Raw genomic sequence first — 23389 nt, 5'->3', positions numbered from 1 at the left:
TTTAGTTTCTAAACTCGTTTTTTCGGAAGGTATTTGTAATACTCCATCTCAACTGTATTGATGAGATAGGTGTAGTATTTGACTAATTTTTTATCGAACTTCTTTTTGTTCATCTCTTCGCGGTAAAAATCTGCCAATTGGGTTCGGAAAAGCGCAGATTTCATATCATTTCGGTTGATGAGAATTGTGCTTGGAAGGTCACGTACGGCTACATCATCGGGTATAACGATTGTCGACACAGATTGTAAAACCGCATATTCAACAGTGGAAGCAACTTTATCCTCATCTTTTTCTTTGGCGAGGGTCATGTTGTTCCGTTTGATATTGTCCAAATTTTCGTAGATACGGGATCGTAAGGATTTTGGATCTAACACTTTGTCTGTGATTTTATTAAATCGTTTTGGAAAAACAAAATTGTCAGCAGCTTTGTAAATGTGAGAAAGTTTTTCTTCTTTTTTGCTAGTCTCTTGTTCTTCTTCATAACTTGGTGAGGAACTGGAAGAGTAACTTGGTTTTCCCCAGTCACCCACACCAGAAAATTTCCCTGAATTTTTAATGTCTTCTCGGATTTCTTCTGTAGTTTTTTCTCTAAAATAAATCGCAGCTAAAAATCCAAGAACCACAGAAAAAGGAACACCAAAAAAGATTGGCATCGCAGAACGTAAGTAATACGCCCCTGTGATAAAAATCATCGTACTCACAACGAATGTTAAAATCCCTGGAATGACATTAAAACGTGAACGAATTTCATTGGACCTTTCCTTTTCCAATTCCTCCACTTCCATATTTTTGACATCCGCATTGAGTTTGGCAATTAACTCGGGTTTGAGTTTGCTATTGAGTCCTGGGTGTTTGGGATTAGAAAGTTTATGATTGATAATTTTGGCATAACCCAATTGTTTTTTGTATTCTGGGTTGGTTCTCCCTTCAAACGCAAGTTTGTGGATAACAGCTGCCATATAACCATGGTCAACAACATAATAGACAACTCGACCGTCCGGAGTTTTTTCTTCATAGTAAGAATGTTCTGAGAATACATCGTCCTTTAATCGTTTGATGTATTCAGACACTTTATCTGGATCTGTGATCCCGGCATTGGCAACTTCTTCTTCAAAGTTGATGCGTAATAGTGTATTATGATTTTTTGTATGTTCCGGAATTTTACTGATGACTGCATTTTTGACAGTGCCATAAATACTATCATCTTTTCTCGTTAAAACTGATCCTTTTTCTTCCGTAAGTCGTTTTAAAATTTTAATGCTGAGATCTATGGTTTCTTTGATGGAAAGTGCACGGTTGTTTTTTTCTGCAGGGACAGGAAAGTTTTCGATGATGGATAAAAACTTTTTCACTTCTTCTTCCGGATTCATCTTTGCTTCTAGAGAAGAAAATTTCGGAACAGATATGTATTCATTAAATTGAGCTAAGAACGATTCGTATTTTGCATCTTTTGCAAGTTTTGTGAGTTGTTCCTTTGCAAAATGTTCCAATCCATTTAAGTGTGCAAGGATTTGGTTAACTACTTCTGGTAATCGTTTGAAACTTCCATCAGGTAAAATATTCAGTTCATCAATCACAATATGATAATCGGTTAAGATAGGAAGTGCCAAATTTTGTTCTCTCGCAAACAGTGTGAAGTCTTGTAGAAAATCTGGCATCGGGATATATGGTAAGTTCCCAAATCCTTTACGAACAAGTGAGGAAATCTCTGCTTCCAGAGAACCTAACTTGGGATAAAGCCAAGTATTCCCATCTTTGTTTTTTTGTAAAAGAAGTGAACCTGGATTGTCTTCGTCCCAGTTCCTTCCTTTTTTGGCTCTGTTTTCTAATAGAACTTTGATGAGTTCTTGTGAGAATCGAAAACAAGCTTGCCTGTATGGTTGGGTGTCCGTCTTGTTCTCGTTTTGTGGTGCAATGAGGGCAATTTTTGAAGAAATTTTACTTCCCGTACGAATCAGATATGGGTATGCATAAGCGGCTCTATTTTGTCCACGGTGGTCTATGTCTAAAATTTGGCGGAGAGCATGGTGGATGGAATTTTCCGATCTACCTTGTGCACCTAGGTTCGTGTACTTCCCAAGGGCCTCTGGAAGTTTGTCCACTGTCATGAGGTACGATGCGTGTTTCTCTTTACTCCCATGTTTTTCTACACGTTTGTGCCAGTCTTTCAATTCATCTAAGATACAACGTGCTGTGGGAGTTAGGCTACCAACAGAATCAGACAAAAATATATAAGATTGAGCAGATGGTCTCTCAGAAGTATTCTCCTCTTTAGATGAGGGATTCTCTAAGACTGTGTCTGATAAATCGATACTATCTTCACTCATTTGGAATTCGCCTGGTGAGAGGCCACAATTTCTGCAAGGATTTGGGCTCCCCTGGCTAATTCTTCTTCCTTACGGCAATATGTCAAACGTATGCATTCTTTCGTATGCGAAAAATCAGTGTTTAATCCAGGAAAGAAATAATGTCCTGAAACAATGAAGAGCCGTTTATCTTTGCAAAGGTGATACAATTCATGATTGGATATGGATAGTGATGGAAATCGAATCCAGAGGAAAAAACCACCCATTGGATCATGGATTTCATACTCAACTCCCATCTTTTTAAATGTTTCTGTGAACAAGTGGAGCGCGAGTTTTGCTTTTGCTTCATAAAACGGACGTAATATGTTTTCTGATAACTTGGGTAACAAATTTTCTTGGAAAAGGATTTGCATCATATACACTCCCAAATTTCCAACCGCAAGGTTTGACACAGCAGCAAAAGAGGAGAGGGTATCAATTGTTTCTTCATTTGAGACTACAATTCCAAACCTGACTCCAGGTAATCCGATTTTGGAAAAACTTAGGGATAAAGTTCGTCCTTCTTTGTATTGGATGGGTGATTCCTTCCCAATTAAATTTGGGAATGGATTTCCGTAGGCAAGGTCGATGAGAATCGGTATGTTTTGTTTTGTGGTACTTTTTTCCATCCACTCCAATTGTTCTAGTGAAAGGACATTCCCTGTTGGATTGGTTGGTCTGGAAATTGCCAAAACACCTACATCCGCTAGATCGAAAGTGGATTGGTTTAACTCATATCGGAAACGGTTTTCCCCAGTCGAAACTACATTTGGTGGATTTGCTAAAAACACATTCTCCGCAATTGATTGGTCCGCATAACCAATGTATTCTGGAACCACTGGCAATAGTATTTTTTTAAAACTCCCATCTGCCATAAGTCCTGAATGGAGGTTTAGAAGGAAGGAATAGGTATTTTGGCTTCCATTGAAAAATGCAATGTTCTCTTTTTTGAATTTTGATTGGAGGAGTGGAGACAAATACTCTGCAGCCAATTCGCGAAAGGAGTCGTTTCCAATCGGTGCTTGGTAATCTCCGAGAAGGGAACGAAGGATGGGGTCTTTTGCCAATTTGCCAAACGTTTCTTCGAATATCGCTTCAGCTTCTGGGATATGAGCTGGGTTACCCCCACCTAGGAGGATTTCATTGGGGTGGCCAGTGGTCTTGCCTAAGTCTTCCATTAGTGATCGGATCCCTTGGTTCTTTCGGAGTCGGTCGGCCCACAAAGAGTAAATTTGGTCCATGGTTTCGGTCATATTTTGGGAACTTTCTCTACTCAGAACCAATTTTCCTTGGATTTTCTAAAATTATGTTCGCATTTCGAAAAATGAAGTGACATAATTCGTAAATCGAGTATTTAAGTGACATAATAAAGAGGAGTGCTGTTGGATGAGCACCGAAACAATACAAAGACCGATTCGAAAAGAAAAAAACATCGAATTCTTCAAACCTACCCTTTCAAGAGAAGATCTGAAGGGTGTTTTAGAATGTCTCGTGGAAGAACATCTTTCCACTGGTGAAATTGTAGAACGTTTTGAAAAAACATTTTGCCATACATTTAAAATCAAATATGCCATTTCCTCTAATTCCTTAACTTCTGCTTATCACCTCGCCTTGCTTGGGTTAGGTGTGAAAGCTGGTGATTCTGTTTTGTTATCAAGTTATGCACCTATTTCTGCGTTGGATGCGCTTTTTTTAATCCAAGCAAAACCGGTGATAGTGGATTTAAAACGTAATTCTTTCCACCCATGCCCTGAAGAATTTTTACGTAAAAAAAATGAATCTGGTGCAAAGTTTGCCTTGTTTGATCACAGTTTTGGTTCCCTTATACGAATCACTGATTATTCCATCGATGGATTGGAAGTGATTGAAGACTTCACCGAAGCCATTGGTGCCACTTCCGAAACCATCACAGTTGGGAAACAATCCAAAATTGCCATCTGTGGACTTAGCGCTGAAAACATTATCACCACAGGTAATGGTGCCATGATCATCACTGCTGAAAGTCAATTGGCGAATGTTGTGAAATCTTATAAATCTGGTACTACCGCAAAACGCAACTTTGGTGAACCAAAATATGATTATAATTTGGTGGATTACCAAGCTGCTCTTGGAATCGAACAATTGTCAAAACTTGGTGTGATTTTAGAACGTAAGAAAAAAATTGCCTCTGCATATTTGCAAGCTGTTCAAAACTCAAGGCTCGAAACTTTTTTCCAAAATCCAAACGAAGATACATTCCAAAGGTTTCCGATTGTTGTCTCTGGTCAAAATTATGAAGAAATCCAAAGATACTTTAAATCAATTCATATTGGAACTCAAAGGACAGTAGAAGAACCACTTCACCGAGTTTTGGAAGAAAACCATTTAGAATACCCAAATGCAGAAAGGTTATTCCAAAGAGGGCATTGTATCCCGATCTATCCTAACCTAACAAAAGATAATGTGCAAAGGATTGCAACCGCTATCCGACGTATCTATTGATTGGTGCCAAAGTTATACTACTTAGACTCATTATTTGAGTATAAACTCCATTCACCTCCTCTCAATTTAGATTCCTCACTTAAGAGGAGGAATCGTTGTTTGGAGAAACTATTTTTCCCCATCACAAATGAAGAGGACTATGTCCTTGTCGAAGAACTTCCGTCTGATGAATTGTATTCACATTGGAAAGAAAAAGGTTTCACTCCAGGTATCCCAACGTTAGTTGGCTCTTTGTTACAAGATGTAACACTTGTCGAATGGGGTAGGCGTCATTTTTGGGAAGATGGTGAACTTGTAATTGATCCGATTCAATTGGAAATGGTTAGGTATCTTAATTCTAAGGTCACCCAACTTGACTTTCGCAAAAACCACTCCCCACTTCCTGCCAAATTGATTTCATCCGAAGAACATTTGTTTGCCGATTTAGAAGAGGCAAAATTACCTGTGGTTTTAAAAAGTGAATTTGGACTTGCAGGCCGAAATCATATCATCTTCAAAACACCTTCTGATTCATGGAAACTCTCTCAAGTAAACAAACGTTTATTTGGTTATCCAATTGTTTGTGAAGAGTGGGTGGGAGATTCTCGTTTTTTTGATTTTTCCACACTTTGGGATGTGAAAGAGAGTGAGTTTTTTTATCTCACAGCCACAAACATGTGGATTGATCATGATGGTGGATTTAGAGGAATTCACATTGGTGGCAATCATAGTGGATATGAAGCCTTGTTCCTTCCGAAAGTATATGATCTAGTAAAAGACTTGAAGAATCTCATCCCAAGTGAATACACAGGGCCTTGTGCAATTGATGGTTTTCTGTATAGAGGCGCTGGTATTACTGTTGTGCAACCTGTTTCAGAATTTAATTTTCGTTATTCGATAGGGCGCATTTTATGGGAAGTTCGCAAAAAAAGAAACGTGAAATCGGAAATGATTAGTGGACTACTAGTCTTACCTTATCCGAAACAAGGAAAACTTAAGGAATGGGAACTACTAAGGAAATTAGAAACTGATCTAAATTGTGATTTGGTTCTACTCACACCTGTTCGGGATTTAACTGGAAAAGCCTACCAAAATGCAGTATTGTATTTTGAAACCACAGTAGAAAATGAATCTACTGTGGTTGAATCCATTTGGTCTACATGGACCGAAGGAAGTTTGGGAGAATCTGTTTAAACTTCATCTCTGTTGAGAACAAATTCGTGTTTACCATTGATTTCAATTACTGGGTCAGTGGCATTCCCTCTACGTTTGATTTCCAAAATATCAGTATTGGTTAGAGGTAATGTTGCTTCTAGGCTAACAATGACTTTGTCCCCTTTTTCTGTCCAAGTACATAACATTTTTGCAGTTTCATATCCCATTTCACAAGTTCCATCATTATGAAGTTGGATCCTTGCAATATTTGATTTCGTTTTCCATTTTCCAATTGCCCAAGTATTCTTAGGTGGAACTAATGCTGAACCAGCTTGTTCCGAATCAAACATCACTTCTGCAATGGCTGTGTTTTCTGAGTTGGTTCCTTTGTATACTTCTTGGATTGTTAGGGAAATTTCTTTAGCTCGGATTTCGTTTTTGAATTCTACCACTTGCCTTGAGAGTGAGTCTTTTAGAGTGACCACTTCTTCGATGCCACTTTCCGTGGTAACTTTTAATTTTTTGATCCTGTTGTTGGCAGCCCATAGTTTAGGATCACCAAACCCATTATAAATGGAAAGTGATCTAAAATTGATTGGAGTTTTGTATTTGAATTGGAGAGATTCGCCTAATCCTTCCCCCTCCGCTCCTTCTACCCAACTTGTTTTTAGTTTTCCATCCATGGCGAATACTGGGATGTACTTTTTGGTTTTGGGTTGGAGTTGGCTTGTTGATGTGATGACAGGTGGATTTAATGATTCGGAAAATAGTGGGAGACAAATGCTCAGGATGAGTAATGTGGATTTGAAATTACGAAGATTCATAAAGCAAAATCATAAGCATTGGATAGAATGGGCAAGTAGGAAATATTATTTATGGAATTTGAAATTGAATATGTAACAGTTTATACCACTTTTCCCTCAAAAGCGGAAGCAAAAGAGACGGCAAAGATTCTTGTAACAGAAAAACTAGCAGCTTGCGCAAATCTCATTGATCAGATGGAATCGATTTATGTCTGGAACGAACAATTAGAGGAAACAACGGAAGTAGTTTGTTTATTGAAAACTACCATGGAAAAATCAGAACCACTGATACAGAGGATAAGAGATTTGCATTCTTATGATATACCCTGCATCGTTGGTTGGCCTATTCTGAAAGGGAATCCAAGTTATTTGGACTGGATCCGAAAGTCTTTGTAAAATTCTTTGATTTTATCAAACAAGAGATCGTATCCAAGATCTTTTTTCCATTGGAGGAATGATTCTGGCATTGTGATAGAAGTAAACCATGGGTAAGCAGGGGACTCTTTTGGTTCCACGAGCATTCCCATCAAACTAGCAATTGTTAAGTCAACTCTGCCGAAAGATTTTCCATTGAAGTACTTTTTTGTTTTATAAATTTCAATTAGTTCTTTCGCACATTCATCTAATGCCAGTTTTACGACATCAATGTTTTTAGGAGTAATTTTATACCTGCGTTTTAGTGATAAAGCTATCAATTCAAAATGTTCGGGTGGTGAGACAGTATCAGAAAGTTTTGCTGGATTGAGTAAAAAAAGTTTTCCTACAATTTCCGGATAATCTAGGATAAAATGGTATAAGAGTGTCTGTAGGCTTTTCCCAATTTTTGAATCAATCGTTTCTTCCATCTGTTTTTCTTCTTCAGAAGATTTGGAACCAAAGGCTTTTTCTTCCACTAGATCTAAAATATGCCCAGAACCTTGGACAATTCCGGAATCAGTTTCCAAAACGGGAACATACAAATCACTCACAAGCGGTTTTAGTGTTTGGATGTGTTGGCCAGGAATTAATGGGTTTAACAAATAAGGATAGTTTGCTAAGTCGAGACCCCATCTTGCTTTTTCGGAGAAGTGAGAGATCGGAAACGTATAAAGCTTTGCACTCATCTGTCGACTTTCATAAAAAATAATTCTTTATGCAACTATGTTTTTATCTCGGAAAAATAGATTGTCGAAACTGTTCTTTTCTATAATCTGATTCCATCATTATGAGATTCGGTTTATTTTCAATAGTGGTTTTGTTACCCTTAGGATTGTTATTTGCCAATGAACCACTTTCTTATTGTTCTATGAATCGTGTATGCGTAGACTTTGAGCCGAATCGAAATGGTGTTGATGTTTTTTTTCAAAATAAGATTGCAACAAACGTGACGGAAACATCAATTTCTGTTAATGCTTTATACAAAAATATGAAAAGTTCGGTTCCTTTGCCACTTGTCACAATTTTGAAAGGGAAAAGGAGGATTAAATTATTCCATTTAAAGACCATTAACCGACGAAAGAAGATTTCTTATAAGATACACTATAAGTGGATTTTGGGGAATTATCATGTATCACATAATTCAGGTTATATTTATGAACTTCCCTTTGACTCGAAACTGAAGGTTAGAATTTTCCAAGCCTATCATGGGAAAAAAAGCCATTCGGGAGATAATCGGTATTCTATTGATTTTGGACTGAAAGAAGATGATATGATTATGGCTGCAAGACCAGGAATCGTAATTGATACCGAAGAAAAAAATAATGAAGGAGGATTTGATCCAAAATACAAACAATCCGCCAATTTTGTAAAGATTCTTCATGATGATGGAACCATTGCAGAATATGCTCATTTACGATATATGGGTGTGGTTGTGAAACGAGGACAACATGTGGATGTAGGAACATTCCTTGGTTATGCGGGGAGTACAGGATATAGTGAGGGACCACACCTTCATTTTGAAGTATACCAACCAACTAACACTTTGAGAAAAAAGACAATTCCAACAAAATTTAGAACCCAGATGTCGGATGGCGAAATCCTGTCTGAAGGAGTTCTTGTTTGGCGACGAGAATTTGGAACCCCTCCTGAAAAGAAGTTAGTTGACTCCGATGGAATTTATTTATGTGAAAATTCAGAGGCAAACGAAGTTAGCCTTTGTAACCAAAACATATTTTCGAAACTGAAACCAATATTCATAACGCTTCCAATTTTAAGACCTGATCTTTATACTTTTCAATTGTTTTTGCGTAAAAAAGATAGTAACATACTTTACGAATATACTTGGGATTCTAAAAAAGAAGATTGGTGGACTTCATTTATGATACCCATCCAAGAATTTCAGGAACCTTTAGATGGTGAATGGAACCTCACTGTGACAGTGAACCATATTACCCAAAAGAAAATGGAATTCCAAATAACGAGTTTAAAGTGAAAAAATTAATATTATTATTCTGTTTGATTACCTTACCGATTGTTTCTGCGCCTGAAATGATTGGAGAAGAATCCTGTATCGTTGAGAGCACATGTACAATCCTTGTTCCAACTGAAAATGGCTATGAACTGTATTTAAAAAATAAAGATCCGAACCTTGCAGCAATAAAGTCAGTCACAATCAATATTTCACTCAAAAATATGAGTTCGGATCAAGTGTCCCCCAAATTTTTTGTCCTTCGAGGTGCCGATCCAGTTTTTGTAACAAACTTAAAGATTGTAGATGTTACAAAATCTTTTTTTTATTCCTATTCTATCACAGTCAATATGGGAGATTGGGATGCCAAACATGATGATGCGTATTCTTATTCCTTACCATTCCCAAGTGGTATTCGCGCAAGAATCGGACAAGGATACAATGGAGGATTCACTCATTCGGGTTATTTAAAGTATTCCTTAGATTTTTCTTTGCCGATCGGCACTCCAATTCATGCAGCAAGAAAAGGAATCGTTGTTTCTCTTGTAAAAAAATATTCAGAAGGAGGAGTTAGAAAAGATTTATTGTCAAAAGCAAATTATGTAATGATCCAACATGATGATGGGACTATCGGTAACTATGCTCATTTAAAAAAGGACGGAGTTACTGTAAATATTGGAGACCAAGTGGAAGAAGGACAATTGATTGGTTATTCGGGTAACACTGGTTATTCGCAAGGGCCACATCTGCATTTTGAAGTTCATAAACCAACAAAAGATTCTCAAATTATAACACTCCCCACATCGTTTAGAACCCAATATAACGATCACGAAACATTATCTCCTTTTTATTTATATTGGAAACCTAGGCAAGGGATTGACCCACCAAAAACGGATTTATTGGAAGAAGATATCTTGTTATGTAAGTCCAATGGAAAAGAATTGTTAACTCAATGTAATGATACAAATTTCCGGTTGGGTGATCGTTATGCGTTACAATTGGAATTTTTAAAACCTACTAAAAATCAAATCGAACTTTTACTAACAACTGATGGTGATAAAGTTGAGCCATATTATATGAATTGGTTCTCACAAAATGAAGGAGCGGTCGAATTTCGTTATTTCGAAATCCCAAAACACCCAAATTTTATAGGAAAATGGAAGATGGTTGTGAAAGTGAATGGTGTCGAAAAAAAAGTATTTTTCTTTCAAGTTAGCGCGTAATCGTTTGACAAGTAAATATATGTATAGTAGTATGGCTTTGGGCTTTCCAAGACCTTTTGGTCGTACTTTGGGGGTGCAAACCCCCTTCTTTTTTCATATCTTGTGTAGAGAAACAACTTTCCTCACTTGTCTCTTATAGATTCCTATACATTTTGTATCAATATGGATGAATCTCTCAATGTACTCGGCGGACCTCTTTTACCTTGTTCTACAGATCCTTTGACTGGATTTTTTAGGGACGGGTGTTGTAATACTTCAGATGAGGATTTTGGTTCTCATACCGTTTGTGTATTGGCAACTGAAGACTTTTTGCTTTCTCAAAAAGAATCAGGAAATGATCTCATCACTCCATGGCCTGAATATGAATTCCCTGGTGTGAAACCAGGGGAACGATGGTGTTTATGTGCCTCAAGGTGGCTCGAGGCATATCGAAACGGAGTAGCTCCTAAGGTTTTTTTAGAGTCAACTCACAAACGAGCGTTAGAAATCATTCCCTTGGAACTTCTGGAAAGATTTGCTGTCGAACCTATCGATTAACGTTTCACATTGAGTGAATCCAAATAGGCTCTCGTGTGTTTGGATGTATTTCTCAAAAGAGTTGCTAAGATCGTATGAATGGGATGATTTTCGTCATATAAAGTTTCATACTTTGGAATGTTTAGGTTTTCCAATTGTTCGTCGGTTGGTTCACCTGCATCATAAGCTTCTTTACAAACATTCACACGGAGATCATCCAAACTTTTCCATTCTGTTAAATCATTCGGTCCAAAATTCATAATCGAAGTTACAACTGGGTGTTTCCAGTTTTTGGAAGAGATTACATTTTTAATGAGATAGTATTGATATTCTTCAATCAAAGTATGTCGGCCAGACACAAATTGAATCATATTGTCTTTGGGAGTTTGGTAACCAACGATTGAAACTAGTTGAACTCCAATTTGTTTGGAAGCGCTCACTCTTGGCAATACAGATGAGTGATAAGGTTGTGTTAGGTCTTGTATGTAATGTAATGCCCAACCTGCAAATCGATAACCCCAATAGGGATGTCCTTTTCTAAAGGCTAATTTTGATAATTCTGTAAATTGATGGATTCTAAGTTCTGGGTATGTACGTTTTAAAAATCCAGCTAGAGTAAAAATGATTTTTGGTTCATAAAAGAAACCCATGTGGAATGGTGCTTGGGATGAAAACTCAACTGCAGGATTTCCGAATGGTTGGTAACCAAAACCATATAACTTACCCACATCACTTACATTATCTTCGAAAAGGTATAAGTCCAAATCATAATCAGGTTCATCTGTTGCAGAAACAATGACTTCATCGGCACCAATCATCTGCCCTTCTTTGAGTGAGAGAAACGTTTCGTTTACGAGTTTTCCCTTTTCATTCAATGTTGTGAGTTCGTCCAGTGGTAAGTTTTTTCCATTTTTTCTTGGAACCGATTGGATGTACAATGCAGCTTTATGTTTGGGATTCACGCGAAGTGCAAGGTAAAATTTGGTTACGATATCCACATCTTTTGTGTTAGGCGAAAATTTCAATTCATCCTTTGTTTTAGATAAATGAGGCAAACGATTGAGAGCCCAATCTTCTGAAAGCGATAGTGTTTCCTGAATTGAATCTTTTTCTTTTGTTAAAAATGATTTTAATGATTCCACTTTGACATTTGGAGTGTTTTGGTTTTTCCAATGGTCTTTTAATATAAGATAGGTAATACCTGCATGATTATTCCAAGCAAAACATGGAATAGAAAATAATATAAGAATACTGTAGATGATTTGTTTTTTCATTGGTGTTTATTTTTCCTTTTTCTGAAACTGAGATCCATTCCACACATATTCAGATTGGTAAAAATCATGTTGGTTTGTCTCATCTAAATCGAAACTATGCATAAGTTCAATGATTGTGTTCTCTTTTCCCTTTAGGGTTTTTCGACTCATTTTTTTATCTTCCGGTAAGGTATCTTTTGGGAAAACTAACCATGTTTCCGCACATGCTGGTGGATCACAAGAACCCGGATTCCACGAAAACTGCGGTGTAATTTTCAATTCTCGGTTCAAAGTGAATACTTGTTCATTTGAATAACCATACTCAATTTCTGAAAAGATTAAAAATTTGATAGCAAATATTGTATGCGGGCTAGGTGAAAAAAGACTCGGATTGTATATCGTATGGTCCCATGATTCATTACTCAATGGTCCAACTTCAAAACTTCCTTGGCTTAGAATTTTCGATCCTTGGAGGATCTTTAATTCCAATTTTTTAGTTTTTGTTCCAAGATTTTTACAAAGGATAATCGTGTCGTTCAGGGGAAATGAATAATCTGAGATAAGGCCTCCCCAAAGATAACCAGTCTCCTCACCAACTTGCACTTTATACCAAAATTCTTTCAATGAATTCTGTTCTAAGATTTGGTTCGTTTTTGTCAGAATCTTAATCACAGTTCCTAGAGGCAGTTTTCGGATTACTTTAGCATTGAGATGATCTGCTTCTCTCAAGTTTACATTGTCACCAAATATGTAATAGGTGGATTTAATGTTTTTTTCAGCGATATAATCATCCCAATGATTTTGTGAGAGTATTGGCGAAATGAGGCTCGTTAAAAGGAGAGATAAGAAGAATACAATACCTGACATAGTGTAAAAAATAGGGAAGTGCATAACTAGAGTCGATCTCTTTTCCTAACAAAGGGTATTTTTCTGAATCAAAGAAGTCGATATTCAATGTAAGATTGATTTTTAGAAAAATCAAAACATAACAAGAACCGATATGAAACCATATTCATTAGAACAAATTCGAATCTTAGAAGAGAAAATGATCACTTATGAGATATGGGTGTTTGCTTTGGTTTTGTTTGTTGCCGTACTTCTACTAATCGTTGTCATGCAAAAACTTGCATTGGCAAAACTTAAATCCTCTGAACTTTTTAAATTAAAACAAAGTTTAAAATCCACTGATAAAGGTTCCATGGAGAGTCAGATGGAAGATCCAAATATCATCGATGTCCATACGATCACACAAACTCCCGTTCACAATGAACGAACGGTAACTGGAAGAGATTTACCGGAACCGGGAACGATCTACAAGTATTCAATCCCAAATGAAGGAAATCGAATCATAGTGATTGGACAAAGAGAAGGAAATATCATCACCCATTCGACTGAAATTTTAGATCACCACCTCAGAATTGATGTTTTTCCCATTGATGTTGAAAATTCAGAGTATTTGTCCTACCAGATAGAATTTCGCCGTGAAGGAAAAGTTTTGTGCCAACTGCCAAATCAAAAAGATTTTCTGGAAATGGATATGAAAGAAACCATTCAGATCACAAAATCAGATTTTGAAGATGGATTTCCTATGTATCCGAGTATCAACATAGAAACACCATTAAGATTACGGTTAGGTGGTAGACTGAGCGTAGATGGAAAATTTAAAATTGGTTTTTTTGAATTTCATTTTTACACAAAGGATATTCTGGAACGCACAAGTGCTGGTACCAAACGCGTCGAAAAACAATTTTATTTAAAATTATATAAGATTTTTCCGGGTTACGATACGGCGAGGCAGTCGCGAGATGGGGTTGTTCCTATGCTTGAGCGGTTTGGGGGGAAAGTGTGAATTTAGTATCCCCGCCCTGTATTGGGTGGGGTTGACCACCCGCCACCCAATACGTCCTCTCTACTACAACTCTTTCCATTTTGCAAATCCCTTCTTGAAAACCGAGAATTCTTTTGAGAAAAGTTCATTCTTTTGCAAGATATATACCCAAAATCTTTCAACTTCCTTCCTAAACAAAAAAAGCCAAGGTTTCCCTTGGCTTTTCCATCGATCTTTCGAACGAACGTAATTGAATCTTAGATTCGAATTACGGTCTTTCTACGATCATCGATCCTGCGATTCCACCGTGTGCACAAGCGGTCACAAGAACTTTCTTTGCATCTTTGTTTTCATGGAAGTCCATAATGGCGTTGTGAAGTAATCTCACTCCAGTCGCACCAAACGGGTGTCCAATGGCAATCGATCCACCGTTAGGATTGATTTTCTTTGCATCAAAGTTCTTTTCCCAATCAAAACCAGTTCTGATTTTGATTTCTTCAAGAGCTGCAACTGCAGTTGCCGCGAATGCTTCATGGATTTCGATCACATCGATGTTTTCCACTTTTTCGCCCACTTCTTCCAGAAGACCAAGAGTTGCTTCTGCTTGTCCAAGTCCCATAAGGTTAGGAGCAACACCTTTCATTTTGAAACCAGTGACTACTGCTTCGGCTTTAAGTCCGAGTCTTTTTGCTGCCGCTTCAGAAGCGACAATGATTCCAGCTGCTCCATCAGAACGTGGGCTTGCATTGAAGATGGAAACAGTAGGGCCATGAGATTTTTTCAAATCTTTGCCGTATTTTTCTTTCCATGCATCAAATTTCATTGCTGGGTTATCAAACATAAGCATTGCGCGACCCATACGAGTAGGGTTTTTCACAAGACCTTCACGAAGGAGAACCGCTTCATCTGCTTGGAGTGGGTTTCCTTCATCGTCTTTTACTTCCATGATATATGGTTTGTAACGACCTTCTTGTGTTGCTTCGAAAGCTCTTTTGAAAGATTCGTAAGCTACTTTGTCTTGTGTTTCACGTGGGAGTGCATAGTTTTGTGCGAGGATTTCTGCTGTTACTTGCATTCCGTAAGAAGTTTCCCCATCACCAAGACCATCTTCTAATGTGTCACGTAGTTCCACACCTTCAGGAAGGTCGTTTGGAAGGAGTTTTACAAGTGAATCTAAGCTGTTTGTTTTTTTGTTAAGGCGAGCATTTTTTACAACGAACGGCATAGAAGTTTGGGATTCTTCACCGATTACGAGGAATACTTCCCCTTCACCTAACATAATTCGGCGAGATGCTTCTGCAACTGCTTCGAGTCCTGATACACAGTTGTTCGCAACTGTTAAACAAGGAATTTCTAAAGGCAGGTTCATGAGGTTTGCTATCACACGAGCAGAGTTTGGTGCGTTAGAAAAACCTTCACCAACGATTACACCATCAATGTCAGTTGGTTTTAAACCACTGCGTTTCATCACTTCTTCACCCACTAGTTTACCTAAGTGGTGGCCTGGATACTGTGCGAGCGCCTTGCCAATTTGTGCAAAAGGAGTTCGTGCAGGTGCTGCGAGTACAATCTTTTGTGTTACTTTCATATAAAATCCTTCTTCCTTTCTTTCTTCTAACTTTCGTTACCTAAACAATTACTTTGCAAGCCACTTCATCATCGAGCGTAGTTTTGATCCTACTGCTTCAATAGGATGAGCTGCATTTTTTTCTTTGAGTTTTTTGTATTCAGGGTATCCAGCTTTTGTATCAGCCATCCAACGTTTTGCAAACGCGGCTCCCTTGTCTTTTTGGATGTCTGTGAGAACATCTTTCATACGAGCTTTTACACCAGCATCAATCACACGTGGGCCACTGATGTAATCACCATACTCTGCTGTATCAGAAATGGAAAAACGCATACGAGCAAGTCCACCTTCATAAATGAGGTCAGTGATGAGTTTTACTTCGTGTAAACATTCGAAGTAAGCGATTTCTGGATCATATCCTGCTTCTGTTAATGTTTCAAAACCACTCATAATGAGGTTTGCTACACCACCACAAAGAACAGCTTGTTCACCAAAAAGGTCTGTTTCTGTTTCTTCACGGAAAGATGTTTCTAAAATTCCAGCTCTTCCCCCGCCTACGCCACTTGCGTGAGCGAGTGCACGAGCTTTTGCTTGTCCAGTTGCATCTTGGTGGATCGCAATCAGGCATGGAACTCCACCACCTTCTGTGTAAACACGGCGAACGAGGTGTCCTGGTCCTTTCGGAGCCACCATATACACGTCTACGTTTTTTGGAGGAGTGATGAGATCGTAGTGAATGTTAAAGCCGTGAGAAAAAACAAGAGCCTTTCCTTCACTCAGGTTTGGTTCAATGTCCGCCTTATACATGTCAGCTTGGATGGTATCGGGAGCAAGGATTTGGATGATGTCTGCTTTTTTTGCAGCTTCCGCAACATTATAAACTTCAAAACCAGCTTCTTTTGCTTCTTTCACTGATTTAGATCCATCGCGAAGTCCAATAATGACTTTCAAACCAGAATCTTTCATGTTTTGAGCTTGGGCGTGACCTTGGCTTCCGTAGCCAATCACTGCAATGGTTTTACCTTTAAGGAGATTGAGATCGCAACTGTCGTCGTAATAGATATTTGCCATGGATGGGGCACACTTCCTGCGGAAAATTTAACTGATTTTTCCATCATTTTGAACTATAACGAGGGAAACAAGAACGAATTAGGGCGCCTTTCCTTGCTCGCTACGGACTTCCGCATACGCTTCGGTCCTTCGGACGGCTAAAGCCTCCTCCGCATCAAGGGCGCAAGGTGACATAATATTCAAATGCCTTGTTTTGCACTTGGATCGGTTGCTTACGATTTCTACCAGGTTGAGCTCCATACCCACGATCGATTCTATCATCCAGTTCCATCACAAAAGGAAATGAAAAGACTTCGTTCGGATCAGTCATTTCCGTTTCGATCTCTATCCAATATAGTTTGCGTAGGTGAAACCCGCAAATGCGGAAACCCTCCATTGGAGAATGAGTACCTCGCTCTTATAATCGATACATGATGAATCAAATCAATTTTGAATCGATTGAAAGGCTTAGCCAGCAAAGACTGGTTAGGTTTATCTGTTCTCTGTTTTTGGTGAATGGGCTCACCATTTTTGCAGGTGGTTGTATTGAGACAAGTGATTCCAGTGAGTTTTTAGCACGGGGTGGTCATGAAGGACGAGGTCGAGATTTTCACCACTCTCCTAATCACAATGGAGCAGGGAACCACCACCCAAGGAATGGTTATTCTCAACCAGGAGGAGGTCCTAGTTTTCACTCTCCTCACCATAGTGGCGGTCATAATACCCAACATGGTCCCTCTGATCGCAACCATAACTTAGGCCGTCCTCACAATGGGAGGGGATAATCTTGGTCAAAACAATCACGTCTAGACCAGTTTCGGATTTCATTTTGACTTACCGTACAATTTGTCTGAAAAGATCAAGGTCTCTTCACCGAATCACAATTTTTTCCAGAATGGAAATTCGCTGCATCTATATACTTCCCATATTTGTATTTATCTCGATCAGTTGTGCGAGTCTACTCCCACCTGAAAGGCGAGTGTATCCGAAAAATCCAGTCAAGTTACCAGACGGAATGGACATACATGATTGGATGGAAACAAAGAAGAAACAATTCCCGGACCGACTCCGTAACTATTCTCCATATGCAAATTCTTATAAGATGATGTTCTATCGAAAACAATTCACGAAATTCGGATCCTACATCTCTTGTGGGGCATATGTTCGCCAAACAGGCAAAAATGCTGTGGAACTGATAGAAATGGTCTCGAATGTCAATTATGCAGACTATTCGATCAGCCAGATTCCAAAAGGGGGCGAACTTGGACCCATGAATGAAAAAGAAAGGACTGAAATCCTTTTACCTTGCATCGAAGAATTTTTAACCCCTCCCCAAACCAAGGAATGATCTGTCTGTGAAATATCTATTAATCAGTTGTATCTTATGTTTATCTCAATGCGCTTTTGCCAATTTAGAACACCAAATGAAACCATTTCCAAAAGGATTGGAGAAAAACAAAATAGGTGAGTCCATTACCATATTAAATCAAAACCGAGTTTTTTTTCAGAAAGGTCACAAACGTTCTGTTGAAATCAATCCTATGTTTGGAATTCCTTGGAGTGAATACTTTAGTAAACAACAAAAACAAATAGGATCTTCTCGTTACGAATGGAAATCAGTTTATGTTCACAATATAGAAGATAAAAATTTTGAACTCACAAATGTGAAAACAGCCTATGTGCTTTTTGTTGTGGCAAATCGTCCAAAGAGTGATTGGGAAGAAGGGGATCTTGGTCAAGTATTACAAATGTTAACTTTTTGTTTGTATCCTTGCCAAGAGAATTTAAGTTTAGAAGTAACTGTTAAATTATACCACCAGAACCGTTTGATCTCTGAGAAAAAAAATACCCAAATGGCAACTCGCTATATAAGCCCTTGGTACATTTTTGTACCCAATCGATTTCAAATGCGTGATAATGGGAATGCTTTTAATGAACCGAACGTTGTATCTTCCATGTATTTACAAGGATTCCAAGAAGCCATTGACGAGTTTTATTTGAATCTACCAAACGAACTGGCAAATGAGAAGAAAGGTATGCCTGAATGAAGTTAAACTATCGATACGATGCTAGCAGAGGAGATCATAAAGGTAACGGATTCTAAACTGTATCAATTGAAAATAAGGAAACAAATCAGTCAGTCGATATAATAAATTTTAATTAAAATTTGGTCATCTCTTCGTTAATTCCTGTATAACGAATGAGTCCGAGGGTTAAATCATCTTGGATGGCACGTATTCCACCAGAGAGTTGAATGACGGACTGGAATACTTCGTCACGAATCGTAAGTAATGGTTTACTTCTCAGGTCTGTAACGAGTCGGAGAAGTTTATCCTCACCAAACATCTGCAATGTGTCTGGTTCTCTTGCTTCTGTGAGTCCATCTGTTAACATCACAATCAAATCACCTCTTTCTAATTGAAATTTTTCTTCTTCCGCAAGGATGTCAAATATAGGTGTGATGATCCTTCCCATTGGTTTTAAACTAACAAGGGCTCCCGATTTCCGGATGATAAAAAGAGGAAAATGACCAGCTCGGGCAAAGGTCAAAACACCTGTGTCTGTATGCAAATGAAGTAAACTAGCTGTGACAAAATGTTCACGTAAATTTGGTATGATTTGGTTTCGGATGGATTCCAGGTTTTCTTTTAAGTCACTTGGGTCTTCCTTCCATTTTTCTAGTGATGTTTTCACGAGTGCACTGAGTAGAGCAGCAGGGATTCCATGACCAGATACATCACAGATAAAAACACCTAGTTCTTGTTTGTCGGGTCTCCATACGATGTCATACAAATCTCCCCCCACTTTCATCATGGGAATATTTTTGAATTCAATTTCGACTCCATTCGGTAAAATTTCTTTTTGAGGGAAAAGAGATTCCTGGATCCTTTTTGCCATATCTAATTGTTTTTCAATTTCGATTCTTTGTTCTTCAATGACAGCAGTCCGTTCCAACACCTTAAGTTCCAATTCTTCATTGGCTTTTTCTTTCAGTTCATTTAATACTTGTAAGGATTTTAATGAAGTTTCTTGGGCACGTTCCCTTTCTCTTGTGGCTGTCACAAGAAAGTAGGCTATCCCACTGATACAAAATAAAAATGCATCAAGAAAAATCAGTGAATCATTGATGGAAAGTCCACTGGCATCTCTTCTTGCGAATACTCCTTTCCCTTCTATGGTGAGTGTGACAGCTATATAAGAAAGAACTACGGTTGAAAGTGTCGCACCAAATTGGCGAAACCGAATGCTTGTCACAATCACAAATGGTATTGGTACAAACAAAAGGGGCCATTCATCACTGAAAGCAATCGAACCAGAGATATATACAATGATGAGCCATAAAAAAAGTTCTAATTGTTTGGAAAGGTCTAAGTTTAATTTTGATTTGGGATAAAACCAAACATAGAGTAATGGAGCAACAATGAGAAATCCCAACATCTCACCAGAAAACCAAGTGAAGAAAACATTGAAGTACAATTCAGAAGATAAAAAATCCCAATACCATAAACTGGTAACACCCATTACAGCACTCAGAAAGGATCCAGGAAATGTTCCAATGCTTAGGAAATAAATTAAGTCTTTTGTGGAATAAAGTGGATCTGTTTTTTCCGTCACTCGTTTGATGATACGGTAATTGACATAACTACTGAGTGTGTTTCCAATTCCTATAATAAACGCCGTTTGGAAATGCGGGTTATTATAGAAGTTAGCAAGGGTGGCACCTAAGTATATTCCAGGCAGAGCAGCAGGACCTAAGAGTAAAAGGGAAGCGAGTCCAACTCCTTCTGGTGGCCAAACGGGAGAAACTTGGCTATTGAGAAAGGCAATATTAAATCCAATTTGTGCTGAAATGAAATATCCAATCAGGATGATGGGAGTCCAAAGCAGAATTCTTGTCGTATGGACCGTTTTCATTCGGTATGAAACTTTTCCCATTCCTCCATTTTGTAAAGAATTTCCGCTTCGATTGATTGGATTTCTTTGGTTATTTTACTCAATTCCATATGATCATTTGCGAATGTACTCAAATTTGATTCCAATTTGGTTTTTTTCTCTTCTAAGGATGCAATTTCTTTCTCTAATGTCTGAATTTTCTTTTGGTCTTGTTTTGACTTTTTTGGTTTTTCTTCGCTTGTAACCACGGTCTTCGGGATTGTACTTTCTTTAGGAGAACTTGGTTCGTTTTCAATTTCTAAAGTATCTTCTTCCAAAAAGGAAGAGAAGGTCCCAATGTAATGGTCTAGTTTTCCTTCTTTGCGAAAGATGAGTAAACTTTCCGCTGTGCGATCTAGAAAGTAACGATCATGCGAAACGATGACAACTGTGCCTGGAAATTCATCTAAAAATGATTCCAAAACAGAAAGTGTTTGGATGTCGAGATCATTGGTAGGTTCATCTAAGATGAGAAAGTTTGGACCCGTCATCAAAATTTGAACAAGAAAAAGTCGACGCCTTTCACCTCCAGAGAGTTTGGCGATCGGAGTGTATTGTAATTTTCCATCAAAGAGGAATCGTTCTAACATCTTTGCTGCAGAAATTTTTTCCCCTGATTCTGTTTCGATCATCTCACCTGCAACATCTTTGATGTATTCCAATACATTTCGTTCCAAAGGTAGTTCAGAACTCGTTTGGTCAAAATAACCAACTTTTGTATTGAGGCCTGGTTTTAAGTATCCACTATCGGGTGTCAGTCGGCCAGCGATAAGATTTAAGAGGGTAGATTTTCCGATTCCATTCGGTCCAATGATACCAAGTCTTTCTTTTGCTTTGAAAGTATAAGTAAAATCATTGATTAAAACTTTTTCACCAATTGATTTTTTTAGATTATGGATTTCTAATATGGTTTTCCCTTGGCGTTTAGCAGCGACACTCAGTTCTAAATCCTTTTGGATTTCCCGTTTTTCTCTGCCTTGTAATTCGTTTGCTCGGTCAATCCTTGCCTTTTGTTTGGTACTGCGGGCTTTTGGCTGGCGTTTTAACCATTTCACTTCTTGTTTTAAAAATTGTTTGATTTTGTCTTCTTGTTTTTGAAGGGTTTCTTCTCGTTCTACTTTTCTTTCTAAGTAAATCGAATAATTCCCTTCATATAGAAAATAATTTCCGCGATCGAGTTCCAAAATTTTGTTCACAATTCGATCTAAAAAATAACGATCGTGGGTGATGAGTAAGATGGCTTTGTCTAAATTTGCAAGGTAATCTTCTAACCATAAAATGGATTTAACGTCCAAATGGTTTGTTGGTTCATCTAAGATGAGTAAATTACTTTCATCAATGAGAGCCTTGGCAAGTTCTACTTTTTTGAGCATTCCACCTGACAACTCAGACATCTTACGCTCTAGTTTCTCAACACCTAATTCACGTAATATGGATTTGATTTGTTGTTCGTAATCCCAAGCTGATAACCTGTCCATCTCTTGGGAAACATTTGTAAATTCATCATCAAGTCCTTCTTCCCCTTCACCCATTCGTTCACAAATGTCTTCATACTTACGAATGGTTTTTACGAGTTTGTTTTCCCCTTTGTAGATATGGTCAAGGATGGTTTCATTGGAATCAAAAACGGGGTTTTGGTCTAAAATCGAAATTTTAAGATTATTGTTTTTGATGATCTGGCCTGAATCAGTTTCTTCCTTTCCTAGGATGGCACGGAGTAGAGTGGACTTACCAGATCCATTGATTCCGACAATGGCAAGTTTTTCGCCTTCGCTAATGGAGAAGTCAAGGTTTGAAAAAAGTTTTTTTTCGCCGATGGTTTTGGAAAGTTTAGATACAGAAACTAGCACAATGTCCATGAGATGGAACAAGGGCCAATTGGACAATCGTATTCAAGATTTTGATAAGAATGTACATATGATTTATCAACAATGCCGCAGATTTTTAGTCTGCTTAATTTTTCGCATTCTCTATATTTCCGAATTGTAAATTCTCTGATTATATGTTATCAAACGGGTTAGATGAATTTTACAATTCAATTTTAAGAAAACAATCAATACCCGAAACAGTTGTTGGTGGCAAACAAGTCGCCAATCGGTTTTTAGAAGAATTGTTTTCCATTTTATTTTCAGGGTACCATTCCGAGAGAAATTTTACTTCTAAAGAGCAAATCATAGATCAGTTAGAACTCTTTCGAATCCGATGGAAAAATTTACTGGAACCTTATGCAACGTATGCTGAGAGAGAATTTGGGCGCTCAGTTGTTTTGGATGATATTTTGCATAATTTTATTTCTAAACTTCCTAGCATCTATCAATGGATGTGGGAGGATGCCGAAGCTGCTTTTTTAGGAGATCCTGCTGCTGAAAGTATTCATGAAGTGATTCTCGCCTATTCAGGGTTTTATGCTGGTGCTGTACATCGTGTGGCAAATTATTTTTTCAAATCATCTTTGCCTATTTTTCCGAAATTACTATCTGGTGTTGCTCATGAAGCCACCGGAATTGACATCCATCCTGGTGCTGAAATTGGTAGATCTTTTTTTATGGATCATGGAACAGGGATTGTGATCGGAGAGACGACCCATATAGCAGACAATGTAAAAATCTACCAAGGTGTTACGCTTGGAGCATTATCGGTAAACAAGTCTTTGGCGAAACAAAAACGCCATCCCACTATCGAAGAGGGAGTTGTGATTTATGCTGGAGCAACGATTCTTGGTGGAGATACTATTATCGGTAAAAAGTCAGTGATTGGTGGAAATGCTTGGATTACCCAAAGCATTCCACCTTACTCAATTGTGTATCAAAAATCGGAAGTAAGGGTTAGAAGTTCCAATGAAATTCAAGGTCTCGATTTTACCATTTGAA

General features: G+C 38.0%; 22 protein-coding genes. 11 read left to right on the top strand and 11 right to left on the bottom strand.

Annotated features, from left to right (window positions below):
* Window positions 1-8 precede the first annotated feature (8 nt).
* Together DI076_RS10420 and DI076_RS10415 are read right to left on the bottom strand one after the other, a co-directional pair.
* On the bottom strand, window positions 9-2327 hold the full coding sequence (locus DI076_RS10420) for a hypothetical protein (RefSeq protein WP_108959819.1): 2319 nt from the start codon (window positions 2325-2327) through the stop codon (window positions 9-11).
* Window positions 2324-3598 carry a valine--pyruvate transaminase gene (locus DI076_RS10415; RefSeq protein WP_108959818.1) on the bottom strand — a complete coding sequence of 425 codons (1275 nt, stop codon included), beginning with the start codon at window positions 3596-3598 and terminating at the stop codon, window positions 2324-2326. Before DI076_RS10415 ends, DI076_RS10420 begins: the two co-directional genes overlap by 4 nt.
* A gap of 133 nt (window positions 3599-3731) precedes the next feature.
* Between DI076_RS10415 and DI076_RS10410 the strand changes: the two genes are divergently transcribed.
* Complete coding sequence (locus DI076_RS10410) at window positions 3732-4826, top strand: DegT/DnrJ/EryC1/StrS family aminotransferase (RefSeq protein WP_108959817.1); 1095 nt, start codon at window positions 3732-3734, stop codon at window positions 4824-4826.
* 99 nt (window positions 4827-4925) lie between these two features.
* On the top strand, window positions 4926-5999 hold the full coding sequence (locus tag DI076_RS10405) for a hypothetical protein (protein ID WP_108960918.1): 1074 nt from the start codon (window positions 4926-4928) through the stop codon (window positions 5997-5999).
* Here DI076_RS10405 and DI076_RS10400 read toward each other — a convergent pair.
* Window positions 5996-6784, bottom strand: coding sequence for an NADase-type glycan-binding domain-containing protein (locus DI076_RS10400; RefSeq protein ID WP_108959816.1), 789 nt, complete (start codon window positions 6782-6784; stop codon window positions 5996-5998). The genes DI076_RS10405 and DI076_RS10400 overlap by 4 nt on opposite strands.
* A gap of 51 nt (window positions 6785-6835) precedes the next feature.
* Here DI076_RS10400 and cutA point away from each other — a divergent pair, with 51 nt between their 5' ends.
* Window positions 6836-7159: a divalent-cation tolerance protein CutA gene (gene cutA, locus DI076_RS10395; protein WP_108959815.1), complete on the top strand. Its 324-nt coding sequence runs from the start codon at window positions 6836-6838 to the stop codon at window positions 7157-7159.
* On the opposite strand, the gene DI076_RS10390 is transcribed toward cutA, so the two are convergent.
* The gene (locus DI076_RS10390) at window positions 7129-7866 is read right to left on the bottom strand and encodes a glutathione S-transferase N-terminal domain-containing protein (RefSeq protein WP_108959814.1); all 738 of its coding nucleotides are present in this window, start codon (window positions 7864-7866) and stop codon (window positions 7129-7131) included. The genes cutA and DI076_RS10390 overlap by 31 nt on opposite strands.
* A gap of 101 nt (window positions 7867-7967) precedes the next feature.
* Here DI076_RS10390 and DI076_RS10385 point away from each other — a divergent pair, with 101 nt between their 5' ends.
* The 3 genes from DI076_RS10385 to DI076_RS10375 all read left to right on the top strand — a co-directional run bounded on the left by DI076_RS10385 (window position 7968) and on the right by DI076_RS10375 (window position 10909).
* The gene (locus DI076_RS10385; RefSeq protein ID WP_108959813.1) at window positions 7968-9173 is read left to right on the top strand and encodes a M23 family metallopeptidase; all 1206 of its coding nucleotides are present in this window, start codon (window positions 7968-7970) and stop codon (window positions 9171-9173) included.
* On the top strand, window positions 9101-10372 hold the full coding sequence (locus DI076_RS10380) for a M23 family metallopeptidase (RefSeq protein WP_245918373.1): 1272 nt from the start codon (window positions 9101-9103) through the stop codon (window positions 10370-10372). Before DI076_RS10385 ends, DI076_RS10380 begins: the two co-directional genes overlap by 73 nt.
* A 156-nt stretch (window positions 10373-10528) precedes the next feature.
* Complete coding sequence (locus DI076_RS10375; RefSeq protein WP_108960916.1) at window positions 10529-10909, top strand: DUF2237 family protein; 381 nt, start codon at window positions 10529-10531, stop codon at window positions 10907-10909.
* Here the strand turns inward: DI076_RS10375 and DI076_RS10370 are convergent.
* Window positions 10906-12162: a phospholipase C/P1 nuclease family protein gene (locus DI076_RS10370; protein ID WP_108959812.1), complete on the bottom strand. Its 1257-nt coding sequence runs from the start codon at window positions 12160-12162 to the stop codon at window positions 10906-10908. The two genes, DI076_RS10375 and DI076_RS10370, sit on opposite strands and share 4 nt — an antisense overlap.
* Window positions 12163-12168: 6 nt before the next feature.
* Window positions 12169-13032: an SH3 domain-containing protein gene (locus DI076_RS10365; RefSeq protein WP_245918371.1), complete on the bottom strand. Its 864-nt coding sequence runs from the start codon at window positions 13030-13032 to the stop codon at window positions 12169-12171.
* 109 nt (window positions 13033-13141) lie between these two features.
* Between DI076_RS10365 and DI076_RS10360 the strand changes: the two genes are divergently transcribed.
* Complete coding sequence (locus DI076_RS10360; protein WP_108959811.1) at window positions 13142-13990, top strand: hypothetical protein; 849 nt, start codon at window positions 13142-13144, stop codon at window positions 13988-13990.
* Between the two features lie 247 nt (window positions 13991-14237).
* Here the strand turns inward: DI076_RS10360 and DI076_RS10355 are convergent, their stop codons facing one another.
* The 3 genes from DI076_RS10355 to DI076_RS20135 all read right to left on the bottom strand — a co-directional run bounded on the left by DI076_RS10355 (window position 14238) and on the right by DI076_RS20135 (window position 16917).
* On the bottom strand, window positions 14238-15557 hold the full coding sequence (locus tag DI076_RS10355; RefSeq protein ID WP_015676354.1) for a thiolase family protein: 1320 nt from the start codon (window positions 15555-15557) through the stop codon (window positions 14238-14240).
* A 48-nt stretch (window positions 15558-15605) separates the two neighbouring features.
* Window positions 15606-16607: a ketol-acid reductoisomerase gene (gene ilvC / locus DI076_RS10350; RefSeq protein ID WP_100715601.1), complete on the bottom strand. Its 1002-nt coding sequence runs from the start codon at window positions 16605-16607 to the stop codon at window positions 15606-15608.
* A gap of 154 nt (window positions 16608-16761) precedes the next feature.
* The gene (locus DI076_RS20135; protein ID WP_167396525.1) at window positions 16762-16917 is read right to left on the bottom strand and encodes a hypothetical protein; all 156 of its coding nucleotides are present in this window, start codon (window positions 16915-16917) and stop codon (window positions 16762-16764) included.
* Between the two features lie 103 nt (window positions 16918-17020).
* Between DI076_RS20135 and DI076_RS10345 the strand changes: the two genes are divergently transcribed.
* The 3 genes from DI076_RS10345 to DI076_RS10335 all read left to right on the top strand — a co-directional run bounded on the left by DI076_RS10345 (window position 17021) and on the right by DI076_RS10335 (window position 18634).
* Window positions 17021-17371 carry a hypothetical protein gene (locus DI076_RS10345; RefSeq protein ID WP_108959810.1) on the top strand — a complete coding sequence of 117 codons (351 nt, stop codon included), beginning with the start codon at window positions 17021-17023 and terminating at the stop codon, window positions 17369-17371.
* Window positions 17372-17481: 110 nt separating this feature from the next.
* Entirely contained in the window at window positions 17482-17934 is a 453-nt protein-coding gene (locus DI076_RS10340) for a hypothetical protein (protein ID WP_245918370.1), read from the top strand.
* 7 nt (window positions 17935-17941) lie between these two features.
* Window positions 17942-18634, top strand: a complete 693-nt coding sequence (locus tag DI076_RS10335; RefSeq protein WP_108959809.1) for a hypothetical protein — start codon at window positions 17942-17944, stop codon at window positions 18632-18634.
* Between the two features lie 112 nt (window positions 18635-18746).
* Here the strand turns inward: DI076_RS10335 and DI076_RS10330 are convergent, their stop codons facing one another.
* Both DI076_RS10330 and DI076_RS10325 read right to left on the bottom strand, forming a co-directional pair.
* Window positions 18747-20501 carry a PP2C family protein-serine/threonine phosphatase gene (locus DI076_RS10330; protein WP_108960913.1) on the bottom strand — a complete coding sequence of 585 codons (1755 nt, stop codon included), beginning with the start codon at window positions 20499-20501 and terminating at the stop codon, window positions 18747-18749.
* Window positions 20498-22378 carry an ABC-F family ATP-binding cassette domain-containing protein gene (locus tag DI076_RS10325; protein WP_108960912.1) on the bottom strand — a complete coding sequence of 627 codons (1881 nt, stop codon included), beginning with the start codon at window positions 22376-22378 and terminating at the stop codon, window positions 20498-20500. The genes DI076_RS10330 and DI076_RS10325 overlap by 4 nt, the downstream gene beginning before the upstream one ends.
* 143 nt (window positions 22379-22521) lie before the next feature.
* On the opposite strand from DI076_RS10325, the gene epsC reads away from it, so the two are divergent.
* Window positions 22522-23388: a serine O-acetyltransferase EpsC gene (gene epsC / locus DI076_RS10320; protein WP_108959808.1), complete on the top strand. Its 867-nt coding sequence runs from the start codon at window positions 22522-22524 to the stop codon at window positions 23386-23388.
* Window position 23389 lies beyond the last annotated feature (1 nt).

The sequence above is a fragment of the Leptospira ellinghausenii genome (assembly GCF_003114815.1).
Classification (GTDB): domain Bacteria; phylum Spirochaetota; class Leptospiria; order Leptospirales; family Leptospiraceae; genus Leptospira_A; species Leptospira_A ellinghausenii.
The sequence above is the reverse complement of the archived record's forward strand: the minus strand, read 5'-3'. Positions and strand labels throughout refer to the sequence as shown.

Coding starts and splice junctions, on each gene's coding strand:
- DI076_RS10340 (WP_245918370.1), top strand. CDS start 17,482: ATGGAAATTCGCTGCATCTATATACTTCCCATATTTGTATTTATCTCG.
- DI076_RS10400 (WP_108959816.1), bottom strand. CDS start 6,784: ATGAATCTTCGTAATTTCAAATCCACATTACTCATCCTGAGCATTTGT.
- epsC (WP_108959808.1), top strand. CDS start 22,522: ATGTTATCAAACGGGTTAGATGAATTTTACAATTCAATTTTAAGAAAA.
- DI076_RS10410 (WP_108959817.1), top strand. CDS start 3,732: ATGAGCACCGAAACAATACAAAGACCGATTCGAAAAGAAAAAAACATC.
- DI076_RS10390 (WP_108959814.1), bottom strand. CDS start 7,866: ATGAGTGCAAAGCTTTATACGTTTCCGATCTCTCACTTCTCCGAAAAA.
- ilvC (WP_100715601.1), bottom strand. CDS start 16,607: ATGGCAAATATCTATTACGACGACAGTTGCGATCTCAATCTCCTTAAA.
- DI076_RS10360 (WP_108959811.1), top strand. CDS start 13,142: ATGAAACCATATTCATTAGAACAAATTCGAATCTTAGAAGAGAAAATG.
- DI076_RS10365 (WP_245918371.1), bottom strand. CDS start 13,032: ATGCACTTCCCTATTTTTTACACTATGTCAGGTATTGTATTCTTCTTA.
- DI076_RS10345 (WP_108959810.1), top strand. CDS start 17,021: ATGAATCAAATCAATTTTGAATCGATTGAAAGGCTTAGCCAGCAAAGA.
- DI076_RS10330 (WP_108960913.1), bottom strand. CDS start 20,501: ATGAAAACGGTCCATACGACAAGAATTCTGCTTTGGACTCCCATCATC.
- DI076_RS10355 (WP_015676354.1), bottom strand. CDS start 15,557: ATGAAAGTAACACAAAAGATTGTACTCGCAGCACCTGCACGAACTCCT.
- cutA (WP_108959815.1), top strand. CDS start 6,836: ATGGAATTTGAAATTGAATATGTAACAGTTTATACCACTTTTCCCTCA.
- DI076_RS10325 (WP_108960912.1), bottom strand. CDS start 22,378: ATGGACATTGTGCTAGTTTCTGTATCTAAACTTTCCAAAACCATCGGC.
- DI076_RS10370 (WP_108959812.1), bottom strand. CDS start 12,162: ATGAAAAAACAAATCATCTACAGTATTCTTATATTATTTTCTATTCCA.
- DI076_RS10380 (WP_245918373.1), top strand. CDS start 9,101: ATGGAACCTCACTGTGACAGTGAACCATATTACCCAAAAGAAAATGGA.
- DI076_RS20135 (WP_167396525.1), bottom strand. CDS start 16,917: ATGACTGATCCGAACGAAGTCTTTTCATTTCCTTTTGTGATGGAACTG.
- DI076_RS10420 (WP_108959819.1), bottom strand. CDS start 2,327: ATGAGTGAAGATAGTATCGATTTATCAGACACAGTCTTAGAGAATCCC.
- DI076_RS10415 (WP_108959818.1), bottom strand. CDS start 3,598: ATGACCGAAACCATGGACCAAATTTACTCTTTGTGGGCCGACCGACTC.
- DI076_RS10385 (WP_108959813.1), top strand. CDS start 7,968: ATGAGATTCGGTTTATTTTCAATAGTGGTTTTGTTACCCTTAGGATTG.